Origin of the sequence: Mucilaginibacter aurantiaciroseus (assembly GCF_024055595.1) — a bacterium.
Taxonomy (GTDB): domain Bacteria; phylum Bacteroidota; class Bacteroidia; order Sphingobacteriales; family Sphingobacteriaceae; genus Mucilaginibacter; species Mucilaginibacter aurantiaciroseus.
On record NZ_JAMXOF010000003.1, the window covers coordinates 546476 to 565982 of the forward strand.

General features: G+C 42.9%; 18 protein-coding genes. 6 read left to right on the forward strand and 12 right to left on the reverse strand.

The genetic code is table 11. The features are described from left to right. The first annotated feature begins 73 nt into the window (after window positions 1-73). From NAF17_RS15750 to NAF17_RS15760, 3 genes are read left to right on the forward strand one after another with little or no spacing between them, the layout of a single operon-like run. Complete coding sequence (locus NAF17_RS15750; protein WP_252758968.1) at window positions 74-781, forward strand: 16S rRNA (uracil(1498)-N(3))-methyltransferase; 708 nt, start codon at window positions 74-76, stop codon at window positions 779-781. Continuing rightward, entirely contained in the window at window positions 782-1444 is a 663-nt protein-coding gene (locus NAF17_RS15755; RefSeq protein ID WP_252758969.1) for a DUF4159 domain-containing protein, read from the forward strand. A 45-nt stretch (window positions 1445-1489) separates the two neighbouring features. Further along, a complete protein-coding gene (locus tag NAF17_RS15760) occupies window positions 1490-1987 on the forward strand; it encodes an acyl-CoA carboxylase biotin carboxyl carrier protein subunit (protein WP_252758970.1) in 498 nt (165 codons plus the stop codon). Window positions 1988-1990: 3 nt separating this feature from the next. Here NAF17_RS15760 and NAF17_RS15765 read toward each other — a convergent pair whose 3' ends face one another. The 4 genes from NAF17_RS15765 to NAF17_RS15780 all read right to left on the reverse strand — a co-directional run bounded on the left by NAF17_RS15765 (window position 1991) and on the right by NAF17_RS15780 (window position 4537). Beyond that, window positions 1991-2539, reverse strand: a complete 549-nt coding sequence (locus NAF17_RS15765) for an NUDIX hydrolase (RefSeq protein WP_252758971.1) — start codon at window positions 2537-2539, stop codon at window positions 1991-1993. 90 nt (window positions 2540-2629) lie between these two features. Continuing rightward, a complete protein-coding gene (locus NAF17_RS15770; protein ID WP_370341319.1) occupies window positions 2630-3412 on the reverse strand; it encodes a TPM domain-containing protein in 783 nt (260 codons plus the stop codon). 6 nt (window positions 3413-3418) lie between these two features. Beyond that, window positions 3419-3853 carry a TPM domain-containing protein gene (locus tag NAF17_RS15775; protein WP_252758972.1) on the reverse strand — a complete coding sequence of 145 codons (435 nt, stop codon included), beginning with the start codon at window positions 3851-3853 and terminating at the stop codon, window positions 3419-3421. A 105-nt stretch (window positions 3854-3958) separates the two neighbouring features. Next, the gene (locus tag NAF17_RS15780; protein WP_252758973.1) at window positions 3959-4537 is read right to left on the reverse strand and encodes a LemA family protein; all 579 of its coding nucleotides are present in this window, start codon (window positions 4535-4537) and stop codon (window positions 3959-3961) included. 202 nt (window positions 4538-4739) lie between these two features. Here NAF17_RS15780 and NAF17_RS15785 point away from each other — a divergent pair, with 202 nt between their 5' ends. Next, window positions 4740-7028, forward strand: coding sequence for a GH92 family glycosyl hydrolase (locus NAF17_RS15785; RefSeq protein WP_252758974.1), 2289 nt, complete (start codon window positions 4740-4742; stop codon window positions 7026-7028). A 157-nt stretch (window positions 7029-7185) separates the two neighbouring features. On the opposite strand, the gene NAF17_RS15790 is transcribed toward NAF17_RS15785, so the two are convergent. Then, window positions 7186-7755, reverse strand: a complete 570-nt coding sequence (locus tag NAF17_RS15790) for an RNA polymerase sigma factor (protein ID WP_252758975.1) — start codon at window positions 7753-7755, stop codon at window positions 7186-7188. 260 nt (window positions 7756-8015) lie between these two features. On the opposite strand from NAF17_RS15790, the gene NAF17_RS15795 reads away from it, so the two are divergent. Continuing rightward, complete coding sequence (locus NAF17_RS15795; protein ID WP_252758976.1) at window positions 8016-9566, forward strand: NAD(P)/FAD-dependent oxidoreductase; 1551 nt, start codon at window positions 8016-8018, stop codon at window positions 9564-9566. Window positions 9567-9680: 114 nt separating this feature from the next. On the opposite strand, the gene NAF17_RS15800 is transcribed toward NAF17_RS15795, so the two are convergent. The 4 genes from NAF17_RS15800 to NAF17_RS15815 form a co-directional block, all read right to left on the reverse strand. Beyond that, window positions 9681-9896: a hypothetical protein gene (locus NAF17_RS15800; protein ID WP_252758977.1), complete on the reverse strand. Its 216-nt coding sequence runs from the start codon at window positions 9894-9896 to the stop codon at window positions 9681-9683. Window positions 9897-9987: 91 nt separating this feature from the next. Next, a complete protein-coding gene (locus tag NAF17_RS15805) occupies window positions 9988-10389 on the reverse strand; it encodes a hypothetical protein (RefSeq protein WP_252758978.1) in 402 nt (133 codons plus the stop codon). Between the two features lie 14 nt (window positions 10390-10403). Beyond that, window positions 10404-10979, reverse strand: coding sequence for an RNA polymerase sigma factor (locus NAF17_RS15810; protein ID WP_252758979.1), 576 nt, complete (start codon window positions 10977-10979; stop codon window positions 10404-10406). 144 nt (window positions 10980-11123) lie between these two features. Further along, entirely contained in the window at window positions 11124-12671 is a 1548-nt protein-coding gene (locus NAF17_RS15815) for a glycoside hydrolase family 10-like protein (RefSeq protein WP_252758980.1), read from the reverse strand. A gap of 253 nt (window positions 12672-12924) precedes the next feature. On the opposite strand from NAF17_RS15815, the gene NAF17_RS15820 reads away from it, so the two are divergent. Next, a complete protein-coding gene (locus tag NAF17_RS15820) occupies window positions 12925-13851 on the forward strand; it encodes a DUF8428 domain-containing protein (protein WP_252758981.1) in 927 nt (308 codons plus the stop codon). Between the two features lie 245 nt (window positions 13852-14096). Here the strand turns inward: NAF17_RS15820 and NAF17_RS15825 are convergent, their stop codons facing one another. The 3 genes from NAF17_RS15825 to folE all read right to left on the reverse strand — a co-directional run bounded on the left by NAF17_RS15825 (window position 14097) and on the right by folE (window position 19498). Continuing rightward, window positions 14097-17843: a sensor histidine kinase gene (locus NAF17_RS15825; RefSeq protein ID WP_252758982.1), complete on the reverse strand. Its 3747-nt coding sequence runs from the start codon at window positions 17841-17843 to the stop codon at window positions 14097-14099. A gap of 71 nt (window positions 17844-17914) precedes the next feature. Continuing rightward, the gene (gene fabD / locus NAF17_RS15830) at window positions 17915-18799 is read right to left on the reverse strand and encodes an ACP S-malonyltransferase (protein WP_252758983.1); all 885 of its coding nucleotides are present in this window, start codon (window positions 18797-18799) and stop codon (window positions 17915-17917) included. Between the two features lie 60 nt (window positions 18800-18859). After that, window positions 18860-19498: a GTP cyclohydrolase I FolE gene (folE, locus tag NAF17_RS15835; RefSeq protein ID WP_252758984.1), complete on the reverse strand. Its 639-nt coding sequence runs from the start codon at window positions 19496-19498 to the stop codon at window positions 18860-18862. Between the last annotated feature and the right edge of the window lie 9 nt (window positions 19499-19507).

Here is a 19507-nt window from a genome sequence, read left to right on the forward strand (position 1 = left end):
TAGTTAGTATCATGATACTACTTCTAAAAAATCATGATACCTGATACTAAATACTTGATATTAAAAAAGAAAAATGCAGCTTTTTTATACACCAGATATCGACCCAACTTTATCCCAATACTTTTTAAGCGAAGAAGAAAGCAAGCATGCCGTGCGCGTGTTACGCCTTAATATTGGCGATGCGGTTACCCTGATTGATGGCAAAGGCGGTTTGTACAAAGCCGAGATAAAAGATGCGCACCCAAAGCGCACCATCCTGCAAATAAATTCGGTTACTGCCAAATTTAACAAACGCAATCATTACCTGCACATCGCTATAGCGCCAACCAAAAATTTAGATAGGATAGAGTGGTTTTTAGAAAAAGCTACCGAGATAGGTATCGATGAGATCTCGCTTATTATCTGCCAGCGCTCGGAGCGTAAGGAGGCCAAGGTAGAACGCTTGGATAAGATTATCACATCTGCAATTAAACAATCTATCAAGGCATATCACCCAATACTAAATGCCCTGGTTAATTTCAACCAATTTTTAAAGCAACCGTTTGACGGGCAAAAGTTTATTGCCCATTGTGATGATGGTGAAAAAGCGGAGCTTGCACAATCTGTAGTGAAGCAAAACCGTTACTTGATACTGATTGGCCCGGAAGGTGATTTTAGTCCGGCGGAAGTGGATGCCGCTTTGCAGAATGGATATAAAGCCATAACTTTAGGTGAAAGCCGCCTACGTACCGAAACGGCAGCGCTTGAAGCTTGCTTTGAGGTGAATTTTTTAAACCGATAAATGAGAAGATCTATTTTTGTTGTCGCGGCCTTTACCATGATGTTTTGCATCAGCAGCTTTACCGCGCCGTCATATAAAATGGGTAGGCTTAAATACAACGGCGGTGGCGATTGGTATGGTGACCGCACCGCACTCATAAACCTCATTAAATTTTGTAACGATAACCTGAAGACCAACTTCCAGCCGGAAGAAGAAGTGGTTGAGGTAGGCAGCGACCAGATCTATAACTATCCATTTATATTTATGACCGGCCACGGTAACGTGATTTTTAATGATCAGGAAGCCCGCAATCTGCGCCAGTATTTAACCGGCGGAGGGTTTTTGCATATTGATGATAACTACGGGTTCGATAAATTTATCCGCCCGCAAATGAAGAAGGTGTTTCCCGAACTGGAATTTGTGGAACTGCCAATCAATTATGCCATCTATCAGCAAAAATATAGCTTTCCCAATGGCTTACCAAAGATTCACGAACATGATGGAAAACGCCCGCAAGGCTTCGGGCTAGTCTACAAAGGCCGCCTGGTGTGTTTTTACACTTTTGAGTGCGACCTAGGCAACGGTTGGGAGGATTATGGAACTTACGCCGGCGATAGCCACGAGGCGCGTTTAAAAGCCCTTAAGATGGGGGCAAATCTTATTCAATATATTTTCACCAAATAGCATAAGGCATTCTATAAATTCTTAAATCCTGAAAATTCTGATCACATGTACAAAATAAAGGTTAATTCGAAGCACGATTTTGAGGTAGATAGAAAAGCTGATTCGCTTACCGTTAATGGCGAAACCATTAACGCGGATATAAAGCAATTGAATAATCTGCTGTATCATGTTATTAACGAGAACGGATCATATAACGCAGAGGTAGTAAGCTTTGATCGCAAAGCAAAAACCGCCGAGATAAAGGTGAATAACAATACCTATACCGTTTCCGCTAAAGATCAGTTTGATGTATTGCTGGACAAGATGGGATTAAGCAATTTAATGACCGCTAAAGTAAGCGACATAAAAGCCCCTATGCCCGGCCTGGTATTAAAGGTACTGGTAGAAGAAGGCGCCGAAATTAAAAAGGGCGATAACCTATTTATATTGGAAGCTATGAAGATGGAAAACATTATTAAAGCCCCCGCTGATGTTACCATTAAAACCATCAAAATAAAACCGGGTGATAAAGTTGAAAAAGGACAGATATTAATGATGTTCTAACTATTACAATTCGCCCAATTTCATTAAAGCATAAAATAGCCCGGTACAATGCAGTGCCTGGGCTATTTTATTATCTGCCAAAAGCTGTTTAACCTCGGCTATAGTATACTCTTCTACTACTATACGTTCGTGTTCGTCAAGCTGTTGTTCCTGTACTTTTTTGCCGCCTTTGGCCAGGTAACAAAAGGTTTTATTATTAGCGGTTGATGGATTGGCATACACAGTGCTGATCAGTTCAACCTCGTTAAACTGGTATCCCGTTTCTTCCAGTAACTCGCGGCGTATCCCCTCTTCCGGGTTCTCGCCACCTTCTATAACACCGCCGGGAATTTCCAGCGATACGATGTTAGCAGCATGCCTGTATTGGCGCACCATCAAAATCTTATTATCCTCGGTAAGCGCTACGGCATTGGCCCAGTTAGGGTATTCTAAAACGTAGTAATCGTCTACTACTGTACCATCGGGCATTTCGCATTTATCGCTACGCAGTGTAGCCCAGGTGCCTTTATGTATATAGGTGGATGAGAGGATCGTCCAGTTAAGTTTGCTCATGAGGATATAAAAATGCCAATTGGAATTACTCCGAGTCAATAAATTGTTGCTTTTGTTAGAATTTAGAATTTGTTTTTAGTTTTTTAAACTCTACCAGCTACCACTGCTTCCGCCACCGCCGCCGCTTCCGCCGCCAAAGCCACCGAAACCACCGCCGCCGCCTCCACCCCAATCGCTACCGCTGCTACGGCCACCACCGCTACCGCCAAGTAAATTACCTGCCAGGAACCACCAAAATGGGCTTGCGCCGCCGCGGCCACCAATAATACGGCCGCCGCCACCACCGCCGCGTTTGCTGAATATAAAGATGAGTATTACCACAACGATGATTATGATGAACCCAATAGGGCTGCCATCGCCTTTTGTTTTTATTTTGTGGGTGTCGGCTTTGTATTCGCCTTTCATGGCTTTCATGATATCATCCGTAGCGGCATCCAACCCACCGTAATAGTCTGCCGATTTAAAACGCGGTTTCATATCATTCTGGATGATCTGCTGAGTGGTGATATCGGGCAAGGCCCCTTCCGCGCCATAGCCGGTCTGGATGGCCATCTTGCGGTCGTTCAAGGCAACTAACACTAAAATGCCGTTGTTTTTTTCTTTTGTACCGATACCCCATTTCCGCAATAGCTCAACGCCATATTGGTTAATGTCGTAATCGCCGGTAGATTTGATGATCACTACCGCTATTTGTGTGCTGGTAGAATCATTATAGGCATTCAGTTTGTTTTCAAGTTTTATCTTGTCGGATGCTGATAGTGTGTTGGTATAATCGGTAACCAGGGTTCCCGATTTTTCCGGGATATCTTGCGAAAAGGCTGTTGCGATGCATAGCATCAGCCCCAGCCATAATATTGTTTTTTTTAACATCATTTGTTGTTAATTACCATCCATAAAGGCAATATCATCGGGCAGTTCGTTCTTATCATTAAGCAAATGCGGGAAGTATTTTTGCAGGTGCTCGCCTGCTTCTTTTATCCCCGTAATAATGCCTTCTACCAAGTTGCCGTACTTAAAATGGTTTAGCATGTTTTCTTTTGTGGTATCCCAAAAATCGCCAGGAACCACGCTGTTTATACCGGCATCGCCAATGATGGCAAACTTACGATCGACCGTGGCTACGTAAATAAGCACACCATTACGCAGCTTGGTTTTATGCATTTCCAGTTGGGCAAAATACTTAACGGCACGGTCAAGCGGGTCGTCGCTACAGGTTTTTTCTATGCAAACGCGCACTTCGCCGCTGGTGTTTTTTTCGGCATCGGCAACAGCCTGTTGTATGCGTTGCTGCTCCTCTTCGGTAAATACGGCCATATTGATTTGTGATTACTCAGATTATTGGTTGCAATTACGCGGATTATAAAAATGATTACACCGCTTAATAAGCAATCGGTGTAATCATCCTCAATCGGTGAAATCTTAGAAAGAAACTTTTGGCGCTTTATCAGAACCTGCTTCGCTTTGGAAATACCCTTTTTCTGAAAAACCGAATAATTTAGCAGTAATGTTAGCCGGGAACGTACGAACCTTGCTGTTGTATGTTTGTACCGACTCGTTAAAATCGCGGCGTGCTACACTAATTCGGTTCTCAGTGCCTTCTAATTGCACCTGTAAGCCCCTAAAAGCATCGTTAGCCCTAAGGGTAGGATAGTTTTCTGATGCAACCAGTAAACGGCCTAAAGCAGTGCTTAACTGGCCTTGTGCCTGTTGGTATTGCTGAATAGCTTCCGGTGTAAGTTTAGTAGGATCAACCTGGATAGAGGTAGCCCTTGCGCGTGCATTGGTTACTTCAGTTAAGGTCCCTTTTTCAAAATTGGCTTCGCCCTTTACGGTTGATACCAGGTTAGGTATAAGGTCGCTGCGGCGTTGGTACTGGGTTTGCACTTGGCCCCATTTGCCCTTAACGTTCTCGTCAGATTTTACCATGCCGTTGTAACTGCAGCCACCCATAAGGGCTAATACTACAACAACAGCTATTACGATCAGTAGATTTTTCATTGTGTGTGTTTGTTTATTTATGGTGATGTGAATTTACAAATTAGATTACAAAACCCATACCGTTGTTACAAAACGTAACATTTACGCCATAATGGCAATATTTGGCTTTGTAAATGTAATTAAATAGCGCTAACAAGCTTTATGATTTTATATTTGACAGCGTTAACGCATTACTGATCACGCATTATCATCCCAGCAATAAATGAAAAAGATATTTTCTGCTTTTTTAATTTGTACAGGCCTGCATGCAGGGGCTCAAAATACTCACGAAAGTTTAGTGCAATATGTAAAGCCCATCATCGGCACGCAACGTATGGGCCATACATACCCGGGTGCTACCGTTCCGTTTGGCATGGTGCAGCTTAGCCCCGAAACAGATACCGCCAGCTACGAATTGAAGGGTAAATACAACCCCAAAGTTTACGAATACTGCGCAGGTTACCAATACGAAGATAAAACCATTGTAGGCTTTAGCCATACCCACTTTAGCGGTACAGGACACTCAGATCTTGGCGATTTTTTAATAATGCCAACTGTTGGGGCTTTAAAGCTTAACCCCGGTGTTGCCGATAAACCGGGCAGCGGTTACCGCTCCGCTTTCTCGCATGCAAATGAGGTAAGCTCGGCCAACTATTACAAAGTAAAGCTTGATGCTTCAAACATCACTGCCGAGATGACAACCAGCACACGCGTTGGTTTCCACCAATACACTTTCCCGAAATCAGATCAGTCGCATATTATATTGGACCTGATGGCGGGTATTTATAACTATCCCGACAAAACCGTTTGGACGTATGTAAAGATTTTGAACGATAGCACGCTGGTAGGTTACCGCCAAACTAATGGCTGGGCACGCACCCGCAATTTATACTTTGCTATGGCTTTCAATAAAAAATTCATTCAGCATGGGTTTAAGAAATATGATAAGCGTGAAGTATACGGCGGTTTCTGGGGTAAATTCAATCAAAGCAAAAACTTCCCTGAGATAGCGGGTAAGCAAATCCGTGCGTATTTTGACTTTAAAACCGAAGAAGGCGAGAAGATCAAGATCAAATTTGCCCTGTCACCAGTAAGTATGGATGGCGCGATGGCCAATATGCAAGCAGAAGTACCGGGCTGGGATTTTGATAAAGTTAAAAATGACGGACAAGCCCAGTGGGAAAAGGAACTGGAGAAAATTACGGTTAACGCATCGGTAGAGCGTAAGCAGGATTTTTATACCGCCATGTACCACACCATGATCAACCCGACCATTTATATGGATGTTGACGGGCAGTACAAAGGTCTCGATCAAAATATTCATAAGGCAGATGGTTTTATCAACTACACCACTTTTTCGTTATGGGATACTTACCGCGCATTGCACCCGCTGTTTAACATTATACAGCCGCAACGCAATGCCGACATGGTAAAATCGATGATGGTGCACTTTGACCAAAGCCCTGAAGGGATGTTACCGGTTTGGAGCAATTCGGCCAACGAAAACTGGTGTATGAGCGGCTACCACAGCGTGTCTGTAATTGGCGATGCTGTTGTTAAGGGCAATGCGCCGTTTGATGCTGAAAAAGCTTTAACGGCTTGTGTGGCTACCGCGCGCCACCGCAGTTACGAGGGTATTGGCGAGTATATGGATAAAGGCTACATCCCCGATGAAAAAACAGGCGTATCGGTATCAAATACTTTAGAATATGCTTATGATGACTGGGCGATAGCGCAAATGGCTAAGAAATTAGGCAAGACCGACATCTACAATGAATTTATTAAACGCAGCGAAAACTATAAAAATGTGTATGACAGCAAATCGGGATTTATGAGGCCGAGGCTGGCTGATGGGACTTTTCGCGCTAAGTTTGATCCGCTAAGTACCATTAACGAAGGTTTTATTGAGGGTAACGCCTGGAACTATACGCTATTTGCACCACAAGACCCTGCCGGCTTAATCAAATTAATGGGCGGTAACAAACGCTTTGTAGGTTACCTGGATTCGTTATTTACCATGAACCTGCCGGATAAATACTTTGCCGAGACAGAGGATATCACCCGCGATGGTATCATCGGTAATTATGTACATGGTAACGAACCATCGCACCACGTGGCCTACCTGTATAACTGGACAAACCAGCCATGGAAAACACAGGAACGCATCCGGATGATCCTACCACGCATGTACAAACCAACCCCGGATGGTTTAGGTGGTAATGATGATACCGGCCAAATGAGTGCCTGGTACATCTTTAGCTCGATGGGTTTTTACCCGGTAGCCCCAGGCTCGGTTGATTATTCTATCGGCAGCCCATCAGTAAATAACGCTAAAATACAGGTTGGCAACGGCAAAATGTTTAACATCGTTGTGAAAAATCAAAGCGAGAAAAACGTTTATGTACAAAAAATGACCCTTAACGGTAAACCATATACAGCTTTAACCTTAACCCATCAGGATATTATGAACGGCGGCGAAATGGTGTTTTATATGAGTGCGAAGCACAAATAGGTATCTATGTAATATCGTTTATTAAATTACGAATATTGAATGATAATTGAAAGGTGGGGAGCGAGGACTTGCTCACCTTTTGACTTATTGATTAACCTGGCGGGCTTGCCGGATGGTAATCAATAAATCATTGTGAACTAGGCGGGTATTAGGTAATTTATCCAGCCAGGCAGTGGCGCTCTCTTACAGCTAAGCTGGTCAATTTTTCTTTCAGGATGGTACGTGCACGGTGTAAGGTAGTGCGGGATAATAATTCGCTCATGCCCAATTTGCTGCCAATTTCCTGGTGAGAAAACCCCTCGATAGCGTACATGTTAAATACCGAACGGTAAGTATCCGGTAATTGCTGCACCATGTTCATCAAATCGCGGGCTTCTAAACCATTATCGTTATAGCTGGTACTAACCGGGATGCCTTGTTCGGCAAAATCCTCAACCAATACCACATTTTTAGCTTTACGGTAACGTGAGATAGCGCTGTGTACCATAATGCGGCGGATCCATCCTTCAAGGCTTCCTTCGCCACGGTAGTTGCCCATATTTTTAAACATTTTTATAAAGCCTTCCTGTAGTATATCCTGGGCTTCGTCTTTATCTTTAGCATAGCGCAGGCAAACTACAAGCATTTTTGGCGCTAACACCTTATATAACATTTCTTGTTGCTTTCTGTTGTTACGCAGGCAACCATCCCAAAGGGTTTGTAAGCGGTTATCAACGGTAGTCATCATCTTATTGTTGTTTAATATACAATGCCCTATGCCAAAATAGAACCGATTTTGTAACTGTCTTATTTTCAAATAAATAAGATTTCAAATATTTTTTAGGTGTACGATAGCGTACGGTTGGTGTTACGTACCCGAACGATAAACAGTTATTTTGTTTGATTGCGAACAAGTATGGATAAACCACAAAGGTGAACAGCCAACTAAAAACAGCTGATTGAATAACTATCTTTGCATCAATCCGGGATAAAAACCCGGCATATAGCATGATAAAAGAAGTAGAAATTGTATGCCCTCCCGGGCAGCAGGAAGATGAAGCAGTTTTAATAAGCCTCGCTTCGGCAGCAACAAAAATTCCGCAAGAGAAAATTAGTGGGATAAAGATCCTGAAGCGGTCTATCGATGCCCGCGGCCGTAAGGTATTATACCGGATGCAGGTACGTGTTTTTGTGGACGAGCCTGTACAAACCGAGATCTACAACCCTCAATATAAAAATGTAAAAGATGCCAAGCGGGTTATTATCGTAGGTGCTGGGCCAGCCGGGATCTTTGCCGCATTGCAATGTATAGAACAAGGCTTAAAACCCATGATATTGGAACGTGGCAAAGATGTTAAGCAACGCCGCCGCGATCTGGCGAACATCAACAAACAAGGCCTGGTAAACCCCGAAAGTAATTATTGCTTTGGCGAAGGCGGGGCAGGTACCTATTCTGATGGTAAGCTTTATACCCGCAGTACCAAACGCGGCGACGTGAATGGAGTACTAAAAACCTTTGTAGCCCACGGCGCAATTGATGATATTTTGGTGGATGCCCGCCCCCATATTGGTACTAATAAACTGCCCCAAATTATAACCGCCATGCGCGAAAGTATTTTGGACGCAGGCGGCGAGGTTTTGTTTGATACAAAGGTAACCAGCCTTTTGGTGGAGTTTGGCAAAATAAAAGGCGTACAATTAGCCAACGGCGAAAAGCTTTTGGCAGATGCCGTAATACTGGCTACAGGCCACTCTGCCCATGATGTTTTCCGAATGCTGCACAGCCAGGATATTTTGATTGAGGCCAAGCCTTTTGCATTAGGTGTTCGAATTGAGCATCCGCAGGAAATTATTGACCGTGCCCAGTACCATTGCGAATACCGCGGGCCAGATCTGCCGCCATCTTATTATAATTTAGTGGAACAGGTGGAAGACCGCGGTGTATTCTCTTTTTGTATGTGCCCCGGTGGTATTATTGCCCCCTGTGCAACAGCACAGGATGAGATCGTAGTGAACGGCTGGAGCCCAAGCAAACGGAACAATCCATTTGCTAACTCGGGGACCGTGGTGCAGATAAATATGGAAGACGTAAAAGGGGATATGAACGACCCTTTTCGGATGCTAAATTTTCAGCAGCATGTAGAACACCTGGCTTTTAAAGCAGGCGGCGGTAACTTAGTCGCCCCCGGACAGCGCATGGTTGATTTTGTGGAAGGCCGTGTATCTATCGATCTGCCGGAGAACTCGTACCTGCCCGGCTGCAAAAGTGTTGATCTGAAAGAGGTGTTGCCCGATTGGATCCATAACCGCCTGCGCAAGGCATTGCCCGCCTTTGGGCGTAAAATGAAAGGTTATTATACTAACGAAGCGATATTAGTGGGTGTGGAGTCGCGCACATCATCACCCGTAAAGGTCCCTCGTGATAGGGAAACTTTTCAGCATCCGCAGGTAGCGGGCCTATTTCCATGCGGAGAAGGTGCAGGTTATGCCGGTGGTATAATATCTGCCGCTATCGATGGCGTGAATTGCGCGGATGGGGTTGTGAAGTATTTTAATTAATTTTTGATGGCGCGAGTTTTCAACTCGTGCCGCGCACAAAGTCAGCTTTCAGCTAACGAAAGCTGAAGGCTTAGGCCATGCTATACCACGAGCTGAAAGCTCGCGGCAGCCAACTTAATAAGGCAGTTCCTCACACGTAAACCCTGCAATTTGCAGCATGTGGTTAATGGTTTGTGGTTCTACACCGCTGCTCACCACACGCAATATGTTATCGCAATCTTCCAGATCAAAGTTATATTGACGGATCTCGGTTAGCGAAGTTAACAACGGGTGGATTTGGTTTATTTCCTGCTTGTTGGCAACACTTGTTTTAAATATCAGCACATCCATGGTAGAGGGGTTTTTGTTATTGTGATTTGGTGCGGGAATCTGATACGAAAAGCGGGTTAAATTTAATATTTCCGATCTTCTATCCTGAAATTTATTCTTTGGTTTCTTTCTCAGCTATCGGCGCTTCTTCCCACGCATCGCGCCAGTCATTAGGGCCATTACGGGGCTTGCACCAGGCAAAACGGCTTTTCATTTGTTCTTTAAAGCGCTCGCGTTCTTCCGGCGTCATGCCGGCAAGGCGCTCCTGCATCATTTGTTTACGGCGCATCCAGGGCGCGCCACCACCCCGACCTCCTTTTGGGCCAAAGCCAAACAAGATCTTGCAAAGCACAAATATGCCCATGGCCTGCCAGTACGTAACGGTGCCTACGTGTAAAATATCGGGTAGCAGGTTGTTCCAAAGCTGCATTACTACATAACTTACCAGTGCTAAAATGGCTATAACGCCTATCGGGATAAAAATGAACCTGCATTCATAAAATAACTTTTTCATTGTGTTTCTTTCTTTTAATATTCTGTAATTTCTTTATACAATTGTTTTAACCGCTTGCGCAGATGTAACACCGCGTACCGCTTACGCGATACCAGGGTATTGATGTTTTCGCCGGTTTTTTGAGCGATCTCCTCAAACGGCATATCATCAAGTTCCTGCCAAATAAATACCTGGCGCTGGTTTTCGGGTAGCTCGTCAAGCGCTACAAAAAGCTGCTCCCAAAAAAGGTTGCGTAGGTATTCGGTCTCAGGCGTTTTTGGCTCGGTTAGCAGTATCGATTGAAAATCGAAGTTGTCTTCCTCGTCGTCACCCGTGGCCGGCAATATATCATCCAACAAGGTTTCTGAATGTTTTTTATGCTTGTCGATGATCCTGTTTTTAGCCACCCGGTATAACCACGCGCTGGTTTGCTCAATAGGCCCGGCATTTACCACATTGCTAAACTGGTACCAAACATCCTGCAGGATGTCTTCGGCATCGGCATCATTTTTTACCCGCTTGCGGATAAACCCTAACAAGCTTTTACCATACGACGCAATGGTTTGTATGATATGGCTGTTTTTATCCTGGGGCATTGATGCGGCTGTCAATTTATATATGTTTAAATATAAAGACGAGCCACCCTTAAAAACATTTTAAATTATTTTTAATTTTTGAAGAGTGATGGAAAGGCAAATAAAAAGCCCTCTTTTCATTATCGAAAAGGGGGCTTGATTTTTATATCAAAAATGTGCTTAAGGCAACGTTATGGCCATAGTTGGGGTACGGTCGCTTTCGTTTTTGAGCCTATCTAAGGCCGTTATTATGTAAAAATAGGTCTGGCCTTTTTGCACGTTGCTATCCATATAAAGCGGCACATTATCGTATTGGATGTGCAGGATGTTTTTCGGGTCGCCAAGGTCAAATTTCTCATTCCCCTGGAAACGGTAGATGACATAACCATAAACAGGTTCGTTATCTGCAGCAGGTAATGGCGGCTGCCATTTAAGCATTACACCCTTGCCCTCATATTTTAACGTAAACGCCTGCGGGATATTAGGCGGGATGGAGTCGCGCCAAAGCATTGGCGGAGGCAGGGCGGGGTAGCGGTAAAAATCTTTCTTTAAGGTATCTACCAAATGATTTGCATTAGCCATTAAGGATTGCGACCTAAAGTAAACACTTCCCTGTACCCGCGGGTTAGCCCGTATCAAACGTAGTTGGTTAGGTATCTCTGATGGGTTTTTAAACGCCGGGCTGCGTAATTCATAAAAGCGGTATGGCCCCTGTCCAATGTATAAATGCCTGTTGTAGGTATTATTGCTCCACCAGTTCAGCAGCGTATCAAATGCGGCGGCACGGTTGCCAATTTGCCAATAAATTTGTGGGTTAATATAATCTATCCACCCCTCATGCATCCATTTGCGGGTATCGGCAAAGTTTTCGATGTATGACGAGCCTCCATTAGTAGCAGATCCATCCGGATGCTGGCTTTTGTTTGCCCAAATGCCGAACGGACTGATCCCAAACTTCATATTCGGTTTATATTTATGGATGCTATCTGCAAGCATGTGTACCAATTGATCTACATTGTTACGGCGCCAGTCTTTTATATTATCATACCCGTTACCGTATCGGGCAAAGGTTTCCAGGTCGTTTATAACCTGTCCCCTAACCGGGTATGGGTAAAAGTAATCGTCCATATGTATGCCATCTACATCGTAATTCTTTACCACATCCAATATTACCTGAATAATATATTCGCGCACTTCGGGCAGGCCGGGGTTAAATAATTTTATTCCTTCATAAATAAAAAACCACTCGGGTTTGGTGCGGGTGATATGCTCAGGCGCAAGGGTTGAAAACTTGTTATCAAAGGTTGCACGATAGGGATTGAACCAGGCGTGCAGCTCCATGCCGCGTTTGTGCGCTTCGGTAGTGGCAAATTCTAAGGGGTCGTAACCGGGTTCCTGGCCTTGTTTACCGGTTAAGTATTTTGACCATGGCTCGCGGCTTTTAGCATAAAACGCATCGGCGGCAGGTCTCACTTGAAACATGATCGCATTTATGCCCGCCTGCTGGTGGAAATTAAGTTGGTTAAGGAGGTCTATTTTTTGGGCTTCGGCAGTAGCGCGTGCATTGGTAGGCCAGTCCAGGTTGACTACGGTGGCTATCCAAACTCCCCTAAATTCGCGCTTAGGCTCGGTTTGGGTAACCGCTTCTGGTGTAACGCTTTGTGCAATTGACAGGGAACATATAATTGAAAAGAAAATAGCAGTAAATAAGTATCTGTAGAATTGCATTAAGCGAATGTTTTATTTTTAAAGCCTCAAAGATATAAACTCACAACTACGCTGTTTTAGTATTAGTATAATATTAACGCCTATTTTGTGTTTTAATGATATTGTATTTATTTTAGCCCGGCCCTGTATATGTATAAACAAAACGGGTTTTGCGACGTTTTATAGTTTTTTACCTATATTTATAAATATGAATTAAGATATACCTTAGTGGGTTACCAGCCTGTTAAGCTATCATAACCTTTAACAACTTACTATGGAGTATAAATCAGCATATAATGAGCCTAACCCGGCACCAAAGAAAAATTCAAACGTGATTTACTTTTTGATAGCGGTTGTGGTTGCATTATTAGGTACGGACGTTTACCTGTACACCCAAAAAAACAAGTCTGATACAAAAATTGTTTATCAGAATGATGAGAAAACAAGGCTGCAAACCGAACTGGACAGCCTTGAGGCGCAAATAGAACAGGTTAACGCGGGCCGGTCTAAAATGACGGCAATCATGCAAGCAAAGAATGATTCGTTACGTGTAAAGATCAGGGTCTTAAGAAGCGAACTTGCTAAAGGTAAACTTACTGTTGCAGAAATTAACAAAGCCCAGGAGGATATTAAGCAACTTAGGTATTTTGTTACTAAGTACACTGCAGATATAGAGGAATTGAAAAAGGAAAACAGCACATTAGCTACCGAGCGGGATACCTTAAAAACCAATTTAGCAACCGTTAGCCAAAAAGCTACCGCGCTTGAGCAAAAGAACCAGGAACTGGATACCAAGGTTAAAGTAGCATCGGCCATTAAGGTTGCCACTGTAGATGTTGTTGCTTATAAAGTAAAAAACAGTGGTAAAGAAAGTGATGTTACCAAAGCTAAACAGGCTCAAAAAATCAAGATAAACTTTACAGTTGCCACTAATGCTGTAGCCGAAAAGGGCCTGCATGATGTATACGTGCGCATTATAGATCCAACTGGAAACCTTATCATTCAAAACGATTCGGGTACATTTAATGCCGATAGCCAGGACCTGCAATTTACTTACAAAACATCTATTGATTTTAGGGATGACGGCAGCGGTTATACTATAGACTGGATAAACCCATCTCCATTCCAAAAGGGCACCTACACCGTGCTTTTATATGCAGATGGTTATAGCATGGGTAAAACCAGCATTACGTTAAAGTAAGAGATATTTAAATATTGGAAATGCCCGGTTACCTTTGTAATCGGGCATTTTTTTGTGATCGTAAATTTTGCCGTCCTGAGCGAAAGCGAAAGATCTATTAATCCAAGCTGATAATCCATTTACTGACTTTCTTTCTGATGTTCGGGTAAGCAGCAAGACAAAGGAGAAGGTTATTATTGAACTCTTTTATTCGAGTTGCTAAACGGCTATTGATGCTTCGCTATTGGCGCAGTAAGGGAAGGGGATTAAACAGTTGCCGAACTATCCAAAGGGAAGCTTAAATAGAAGGTAGTGCCCACATCGATGGTAGTCTCGAACCATACCTTACCGCTCGCGTTTTCGATAGAGTTTTTAACAAAGGCAAGTCCCAATCCCGTTCCCGAACTTTTGGTGGTAAAGTTTGGCTCAAATATCTTTTCGCGCATACCCTCGGGGATACCGTTGCCATTATCTTTTATGGTGAGCAGTATGTTTTTGTTAGTAACCAAGTAGTGGATATCAATAATACAGGCTCGATCTGCGGGCGTTGCCTCTATAGCGTTTTTAAGCAGGTTGTTAAAGCAACGCAGTATCTGGTCGCGGTCGGCACCAATAAAGAACGGGGCTGTCGGCGGGTCCATATTAATGGTTACGTTATCCATTTGTTTAAAAATGGTTACAGCTTTGCCAAATACTTCAAAAATATCCATACGTTCTATTCGCGTATCAGGCATCTTGGCGAACGCCGAAAACTCCGATGCTATAGACGACAAGCTTTCTATCTGCTCCACAAATGACTTACTGAAACGCTCAAACTTTTGATCGAACTTAGGGTCTTTATCTTTCCACGATTTATCAAGCAGTTGCAAGCCCAGTTTAAGCGGCGTAAGCGGGTTTTTAATTTCGTGTGCAACCTGCTTCGCCATTTCGCGCCAGGCGGTCTCACGTTCGGATTGTGCCAGCTTTTGGGCGCTGTTCTCCAGCGCGGCTATCATGTTATTATACTCTTTCACCAGCGCACCTATCTCATCATCGCGGTCCCATTTAATAGGCTCGTTCTTTTTCCCGTAAATGGTTTTACTTAAGTTATACTGTATAAAGTTTAGCGGCGCGGTTATCTGGCGGGCAATAATCACTGCAAACAAGCCGATAGCTATAAATATAAGCGCGTAAACATTTATCATGATGTTTAACAGCGAGCCAATTCGCTCGGTATAATCTGCTTCATTTGCAAAATACGGTAACTGCAGGTAAGCTATAGTTTGGTGTTTTACATTACGAATGGGTGTATAAGCAGCGGTGTATTTTAGTAAGCCTATTTTTTCCTCGCTAACTACCTCAGATTTTTGCATGCCGTTTAACGCGATAAATGCACGGCCATTGATTTGCCGGCAAAGTAATCCGTAATCGTAAATTTTGGGTTGGGTGGTTATCAGTAAATTGCCGTTAAGCCCAAAAAGGGTAAGATCGGCAGAGTAAGTATTCGCCAGGTCATCAAATTTGATCTTGCTGTCCTCTGTAATATTACCGGTGTAATTTGTTATCGGCCCGGCCTCTAAAGCCGCAGATATCTGTATTATTTTTGACCGGATGAGTTTCTCCTGCTGCGCCTGATATTGCGTACTAATAGATACGAATGTTATTATCCCTACCAGTATCAGTGTTATAACCACCGCGAATATCATTGAGAACTGGATGCGTGTTTTGTATAATATCCTGTCGAAAGTTAGTTTAAATGTCCACTTAATGCGGTCGTTACTAACGTTAAAGATCTTCAGTCTGATCCATATAGCACGTGTAAGCAATATGATGGTGCCAAATGCAAGCAGCACAACAAAAAAGAAAGTTAACGCCGTAGTGGTAGATAACAGGATGTTATTTTCTTGTGTAACAACAATTAAGTTACGATTGGCCGGCTTGTACAGCAAATGGTTATAGGTTGTAAATTTATCTGCAAAACCTGCCTTATTGCTTTGTGTGGTTTGTGTGGTGTATTTTTTAAGTTCGCCATTAAACTCACTGTTGCGGATGCTATAAACATACGTGCCACTTTGCCCAATAAGTATGTTATCGGTATAAAAAGCAAATGAATAATTTTTAAACTCCTCTGTACTGCCTTTTACTTCCTTGTCAATCAACAGATCGGGAAAGGTGCCTGCAGATAGCAAGGGTTTCGATTTTAGCTCGACTACAATAGTGCCCAGTTTTTTTGTGCCGTCCATCACGGGCAATATGGCAAAATAGCTTTGAAAGCCAAATGATTCGTTTTGGCGATAAAAGTAGTTGGATACCTTGAATGAGCTGTACACCACCATATCCTTAAAAACATCAAGCGAATAATTCTTTTCGACAGATATGGGCTGATCTAAATTATTATACTCGTGCACCTCAAAATCGTACTTGGATAAGTACCTGTCGAAATACAATTTTTGTAGGCGTGTTTCCAGGTAATCTGCTGTATGGTCGGTGTTTTTGTAATAGTTTATCAGTAATGGGTCTACAATTATCTCTTTCTCTATTGTTTTGAACAGGGCATCTGCAGTTGTATCATCTGGTACTTCCAGGCGCTGTATCAATACTCTGCGCAGGTCCTGCTCCTTTATCTTTTCGAAATAACTAAGCTTTATGGATGAGATTACAGAACATATCAATACAATGCTGATAAAAGAGGTTACCGTAAATTTTTTGTCATTGTACAAATAGGAGTAGCCCCTTATAATAACCATCATCATCCAAAGCAGGTAAAATAAGCTAAACCCCCAGTAATAAGTTACGATTGCCGTTGTTGCAATTACACTGGTTACAAAAATGAGCAGCTGCTGTAGAATAGGGATATCCAGCGTAAAGGAAATGGTTAATATAACCTCGTTTAGTAAATAAAACATCAGGAAGCTGAAGCACAGCATAAGCACCCCAATTAAACTAAAGCTCGAAAGATTGAGCACATTAGTTACATCAAAAATGATTTTGGAGTTTATAATTAGCCCGTAGTAAACCTTTAAAAGATTTGTGGAGGTGATGATAAGTAACAAGATACTGCCCAATAAAATGGCATAACTTAACAGTTTATTGGGTACACGTGTAATAAGTTTTAACCGGCAGGTGTAAGCAAAAACAACCACCCAGCACATTAATAATATATTAATGCAAAAATCGCCAAGGGAGCGGAATATAGGCGAAGATGCATAGAGCTTTGGGCTAAACAGCGGTAGTTCCTGCGTAAAATTTGGCCAGCCATAATATAGGTTTACAAACCTGAATAGTATTGCAAATGCAGCCATAAATAACAGGGCCGGGTAAACATATCCCTTCCCGGCTAAATAAAGTGCTATATTATTTACCAGTATAAGTAGCGTAAGGATGGCTAATAACCAAAAACCTACAACAAAATAAAAAAAGCGATGGTTAACGCCTTTAATAAGTTTTAATGAAAACAGGTATACATTGTTAATATCGTGTACAGCATAAATATTCTTGTCGGTAAAATCGGCTATCGCGATATTGTCATCAATTGTAAGATCTTTGGCGAAGATGTTTTCGAGGTATTCGTTTGTGAACGGATAACTGGTTCTTACCGGGATAAAAAAGATAACCGATGTATCTCCTTCGGTTTTACGGATGGTTTCGTAATATCCGTTAGGTTGTTTAATAAATGAGCAGCCGTCTTTTATATTACTCAGTTTAGACGGGATGATCTTAGGTCCACTCCAAAAATCAAGCTCGCCATTTTTGTAAACAAGGATCCAGATAGCGTTATTTATTGTATACTCGTTAATATACTCCAAGCCTTTTGCAGGGGTAGTGCTCAACTGCTTTATCTCGTTAAAAATCTGCTTGTTTTTTATCGAATTGTAAACAAGCGCTTCCTTATCGTGCAAGTTGTTTTCTAATAGCTTTGCCGTTTGTATCAGGTTATTATCAGGCGTGTAAGTGCTCTCGACAACTATTGCTGTAAACAATAAAGTTGCGAATAACAATCCCAGTAATACCCGTATTTTTCCTGCGGTGCTCAAGCTTTAAATGTATTTTAAAATGGTTGGTAAAAATAAAGCCACCTGTTAATTAACAGATGGCTTTATTGTAATTATTCTATTACAGCGCTTGCCGTAGCAACCTCGCGGTTTACCTTTTTAACAAGGCCTTGTAAAACCTTGCCGGGCCCAACCTCAGTAAACGATGTAGCGCCATCCTCCAGCATATGCACAACAGTTTGTGTCCAGCGCACAGGGCCTGTTAGCTGTGCTATCAGGTTATGTTTTATGTGCTCAATATCAGTATATGGTTTAGCATCTATGTTTTGATACACCGGGCAAATTGGCTCTTTAAATTCGGTGTTAACAATGGCTGCTTCCAATTCTACACGGGCAGCTTCCATTAAAGGCGAGTGGAATGCACCACCAACGTTTAATTTTAAAGCACGTTTAGCACCGGCTTGGGTCATTTTAATACAGGCGGCATCCACACCGGCTTCCGTACCGGATATTACGAGCTGACCGGGGCAGTTATAATTTGCTGGTACAACTACATCTGTTAAGCGTTGGCAAATGTCTTCTACCGTAAAATCATCAAGGGCTAAAATTGCAGCCATGGCTCCGGGTTGAATTTCGCAGGCTTTTTGCATAGCGTTTGCACGGGCAGCAACTAATCGCAATCCATCGGCAAATGATAACGCGTTAGCGGCTACCAATGACGAAAATTCGCCCAAAGAATGACCTGCAACCATCTCGGGTGTAAAATTATCATCCAAAACTTTAGCCAGTATTACCGAATGCAGGAATATAGCCGGTTGGGTTACATTGGTTTGTTTCAAATCATCTTCGGTACCGTTAAACATTATATCGGTAATGCGGAAGCCAAGTATCTCGTTAGCTTGCTCAAATAATTCACGGGCTTGTTCGCTTTGTTCGTAAAGGTCTTTGCCCATACCCGGGAATTGGGCACCTTGCCCCGGAAAAATATATGCTTTCATTTGTTATGGTTTATTGGTTCATTAGTTCTAATTCAAAGCTTTTGCCTATGAACTAATGAACTAACTTAATTTCGAAGAAATCAGGTTTAAAAATTCTGTCCTGGTTTGGCCTTTCAAAAACTCGCCGGTAAATGCCGATGTGGTGGTTACCGAGTTTTGTTTTTGTACGCCGCGCATGCTCATGCACAGGTGCCTGCACTCAATTACCACACCTACTCCTATTGGGTTAAGTGTTTCCTGGATACAATCGCGGATCTCGTTTGTCAATCGTTCCTGCACCTGCAGTCGGCGGGCGAAAACATCTACTATCCTCGGGATCTTGCTGAGGCCTACCACATATCCATTAGGTATGTAAGCAATGTGCGCTTTGCCAAAGAAAGGCAGCATGTGATGCTCGCACATCGAATACACCTCAATATCTTTTACAATTACCATTTGGCTGTACTCTTCCTTAAACATAGCCGAATTGAGGATCTCTTTAGCATCCAGATCATACCCGTGGGTGAGGTAAAGCATGGCTTTGGCAACACGTTCGGGGGTTTTTAATAAGCCTTCGCGCTCGGGGTTTTCACCTATCTGTTTTAAAACGTCGAGGTAATTTGTTGATAGGTTTTTGATCAGCTGCGGGTTATAACGATCTATCTTTTGGTAGCCGTTTATGCCCTCGTCCCTGTCAGGAATGTTATCGTGGTCAGTCATGGGTTTGGG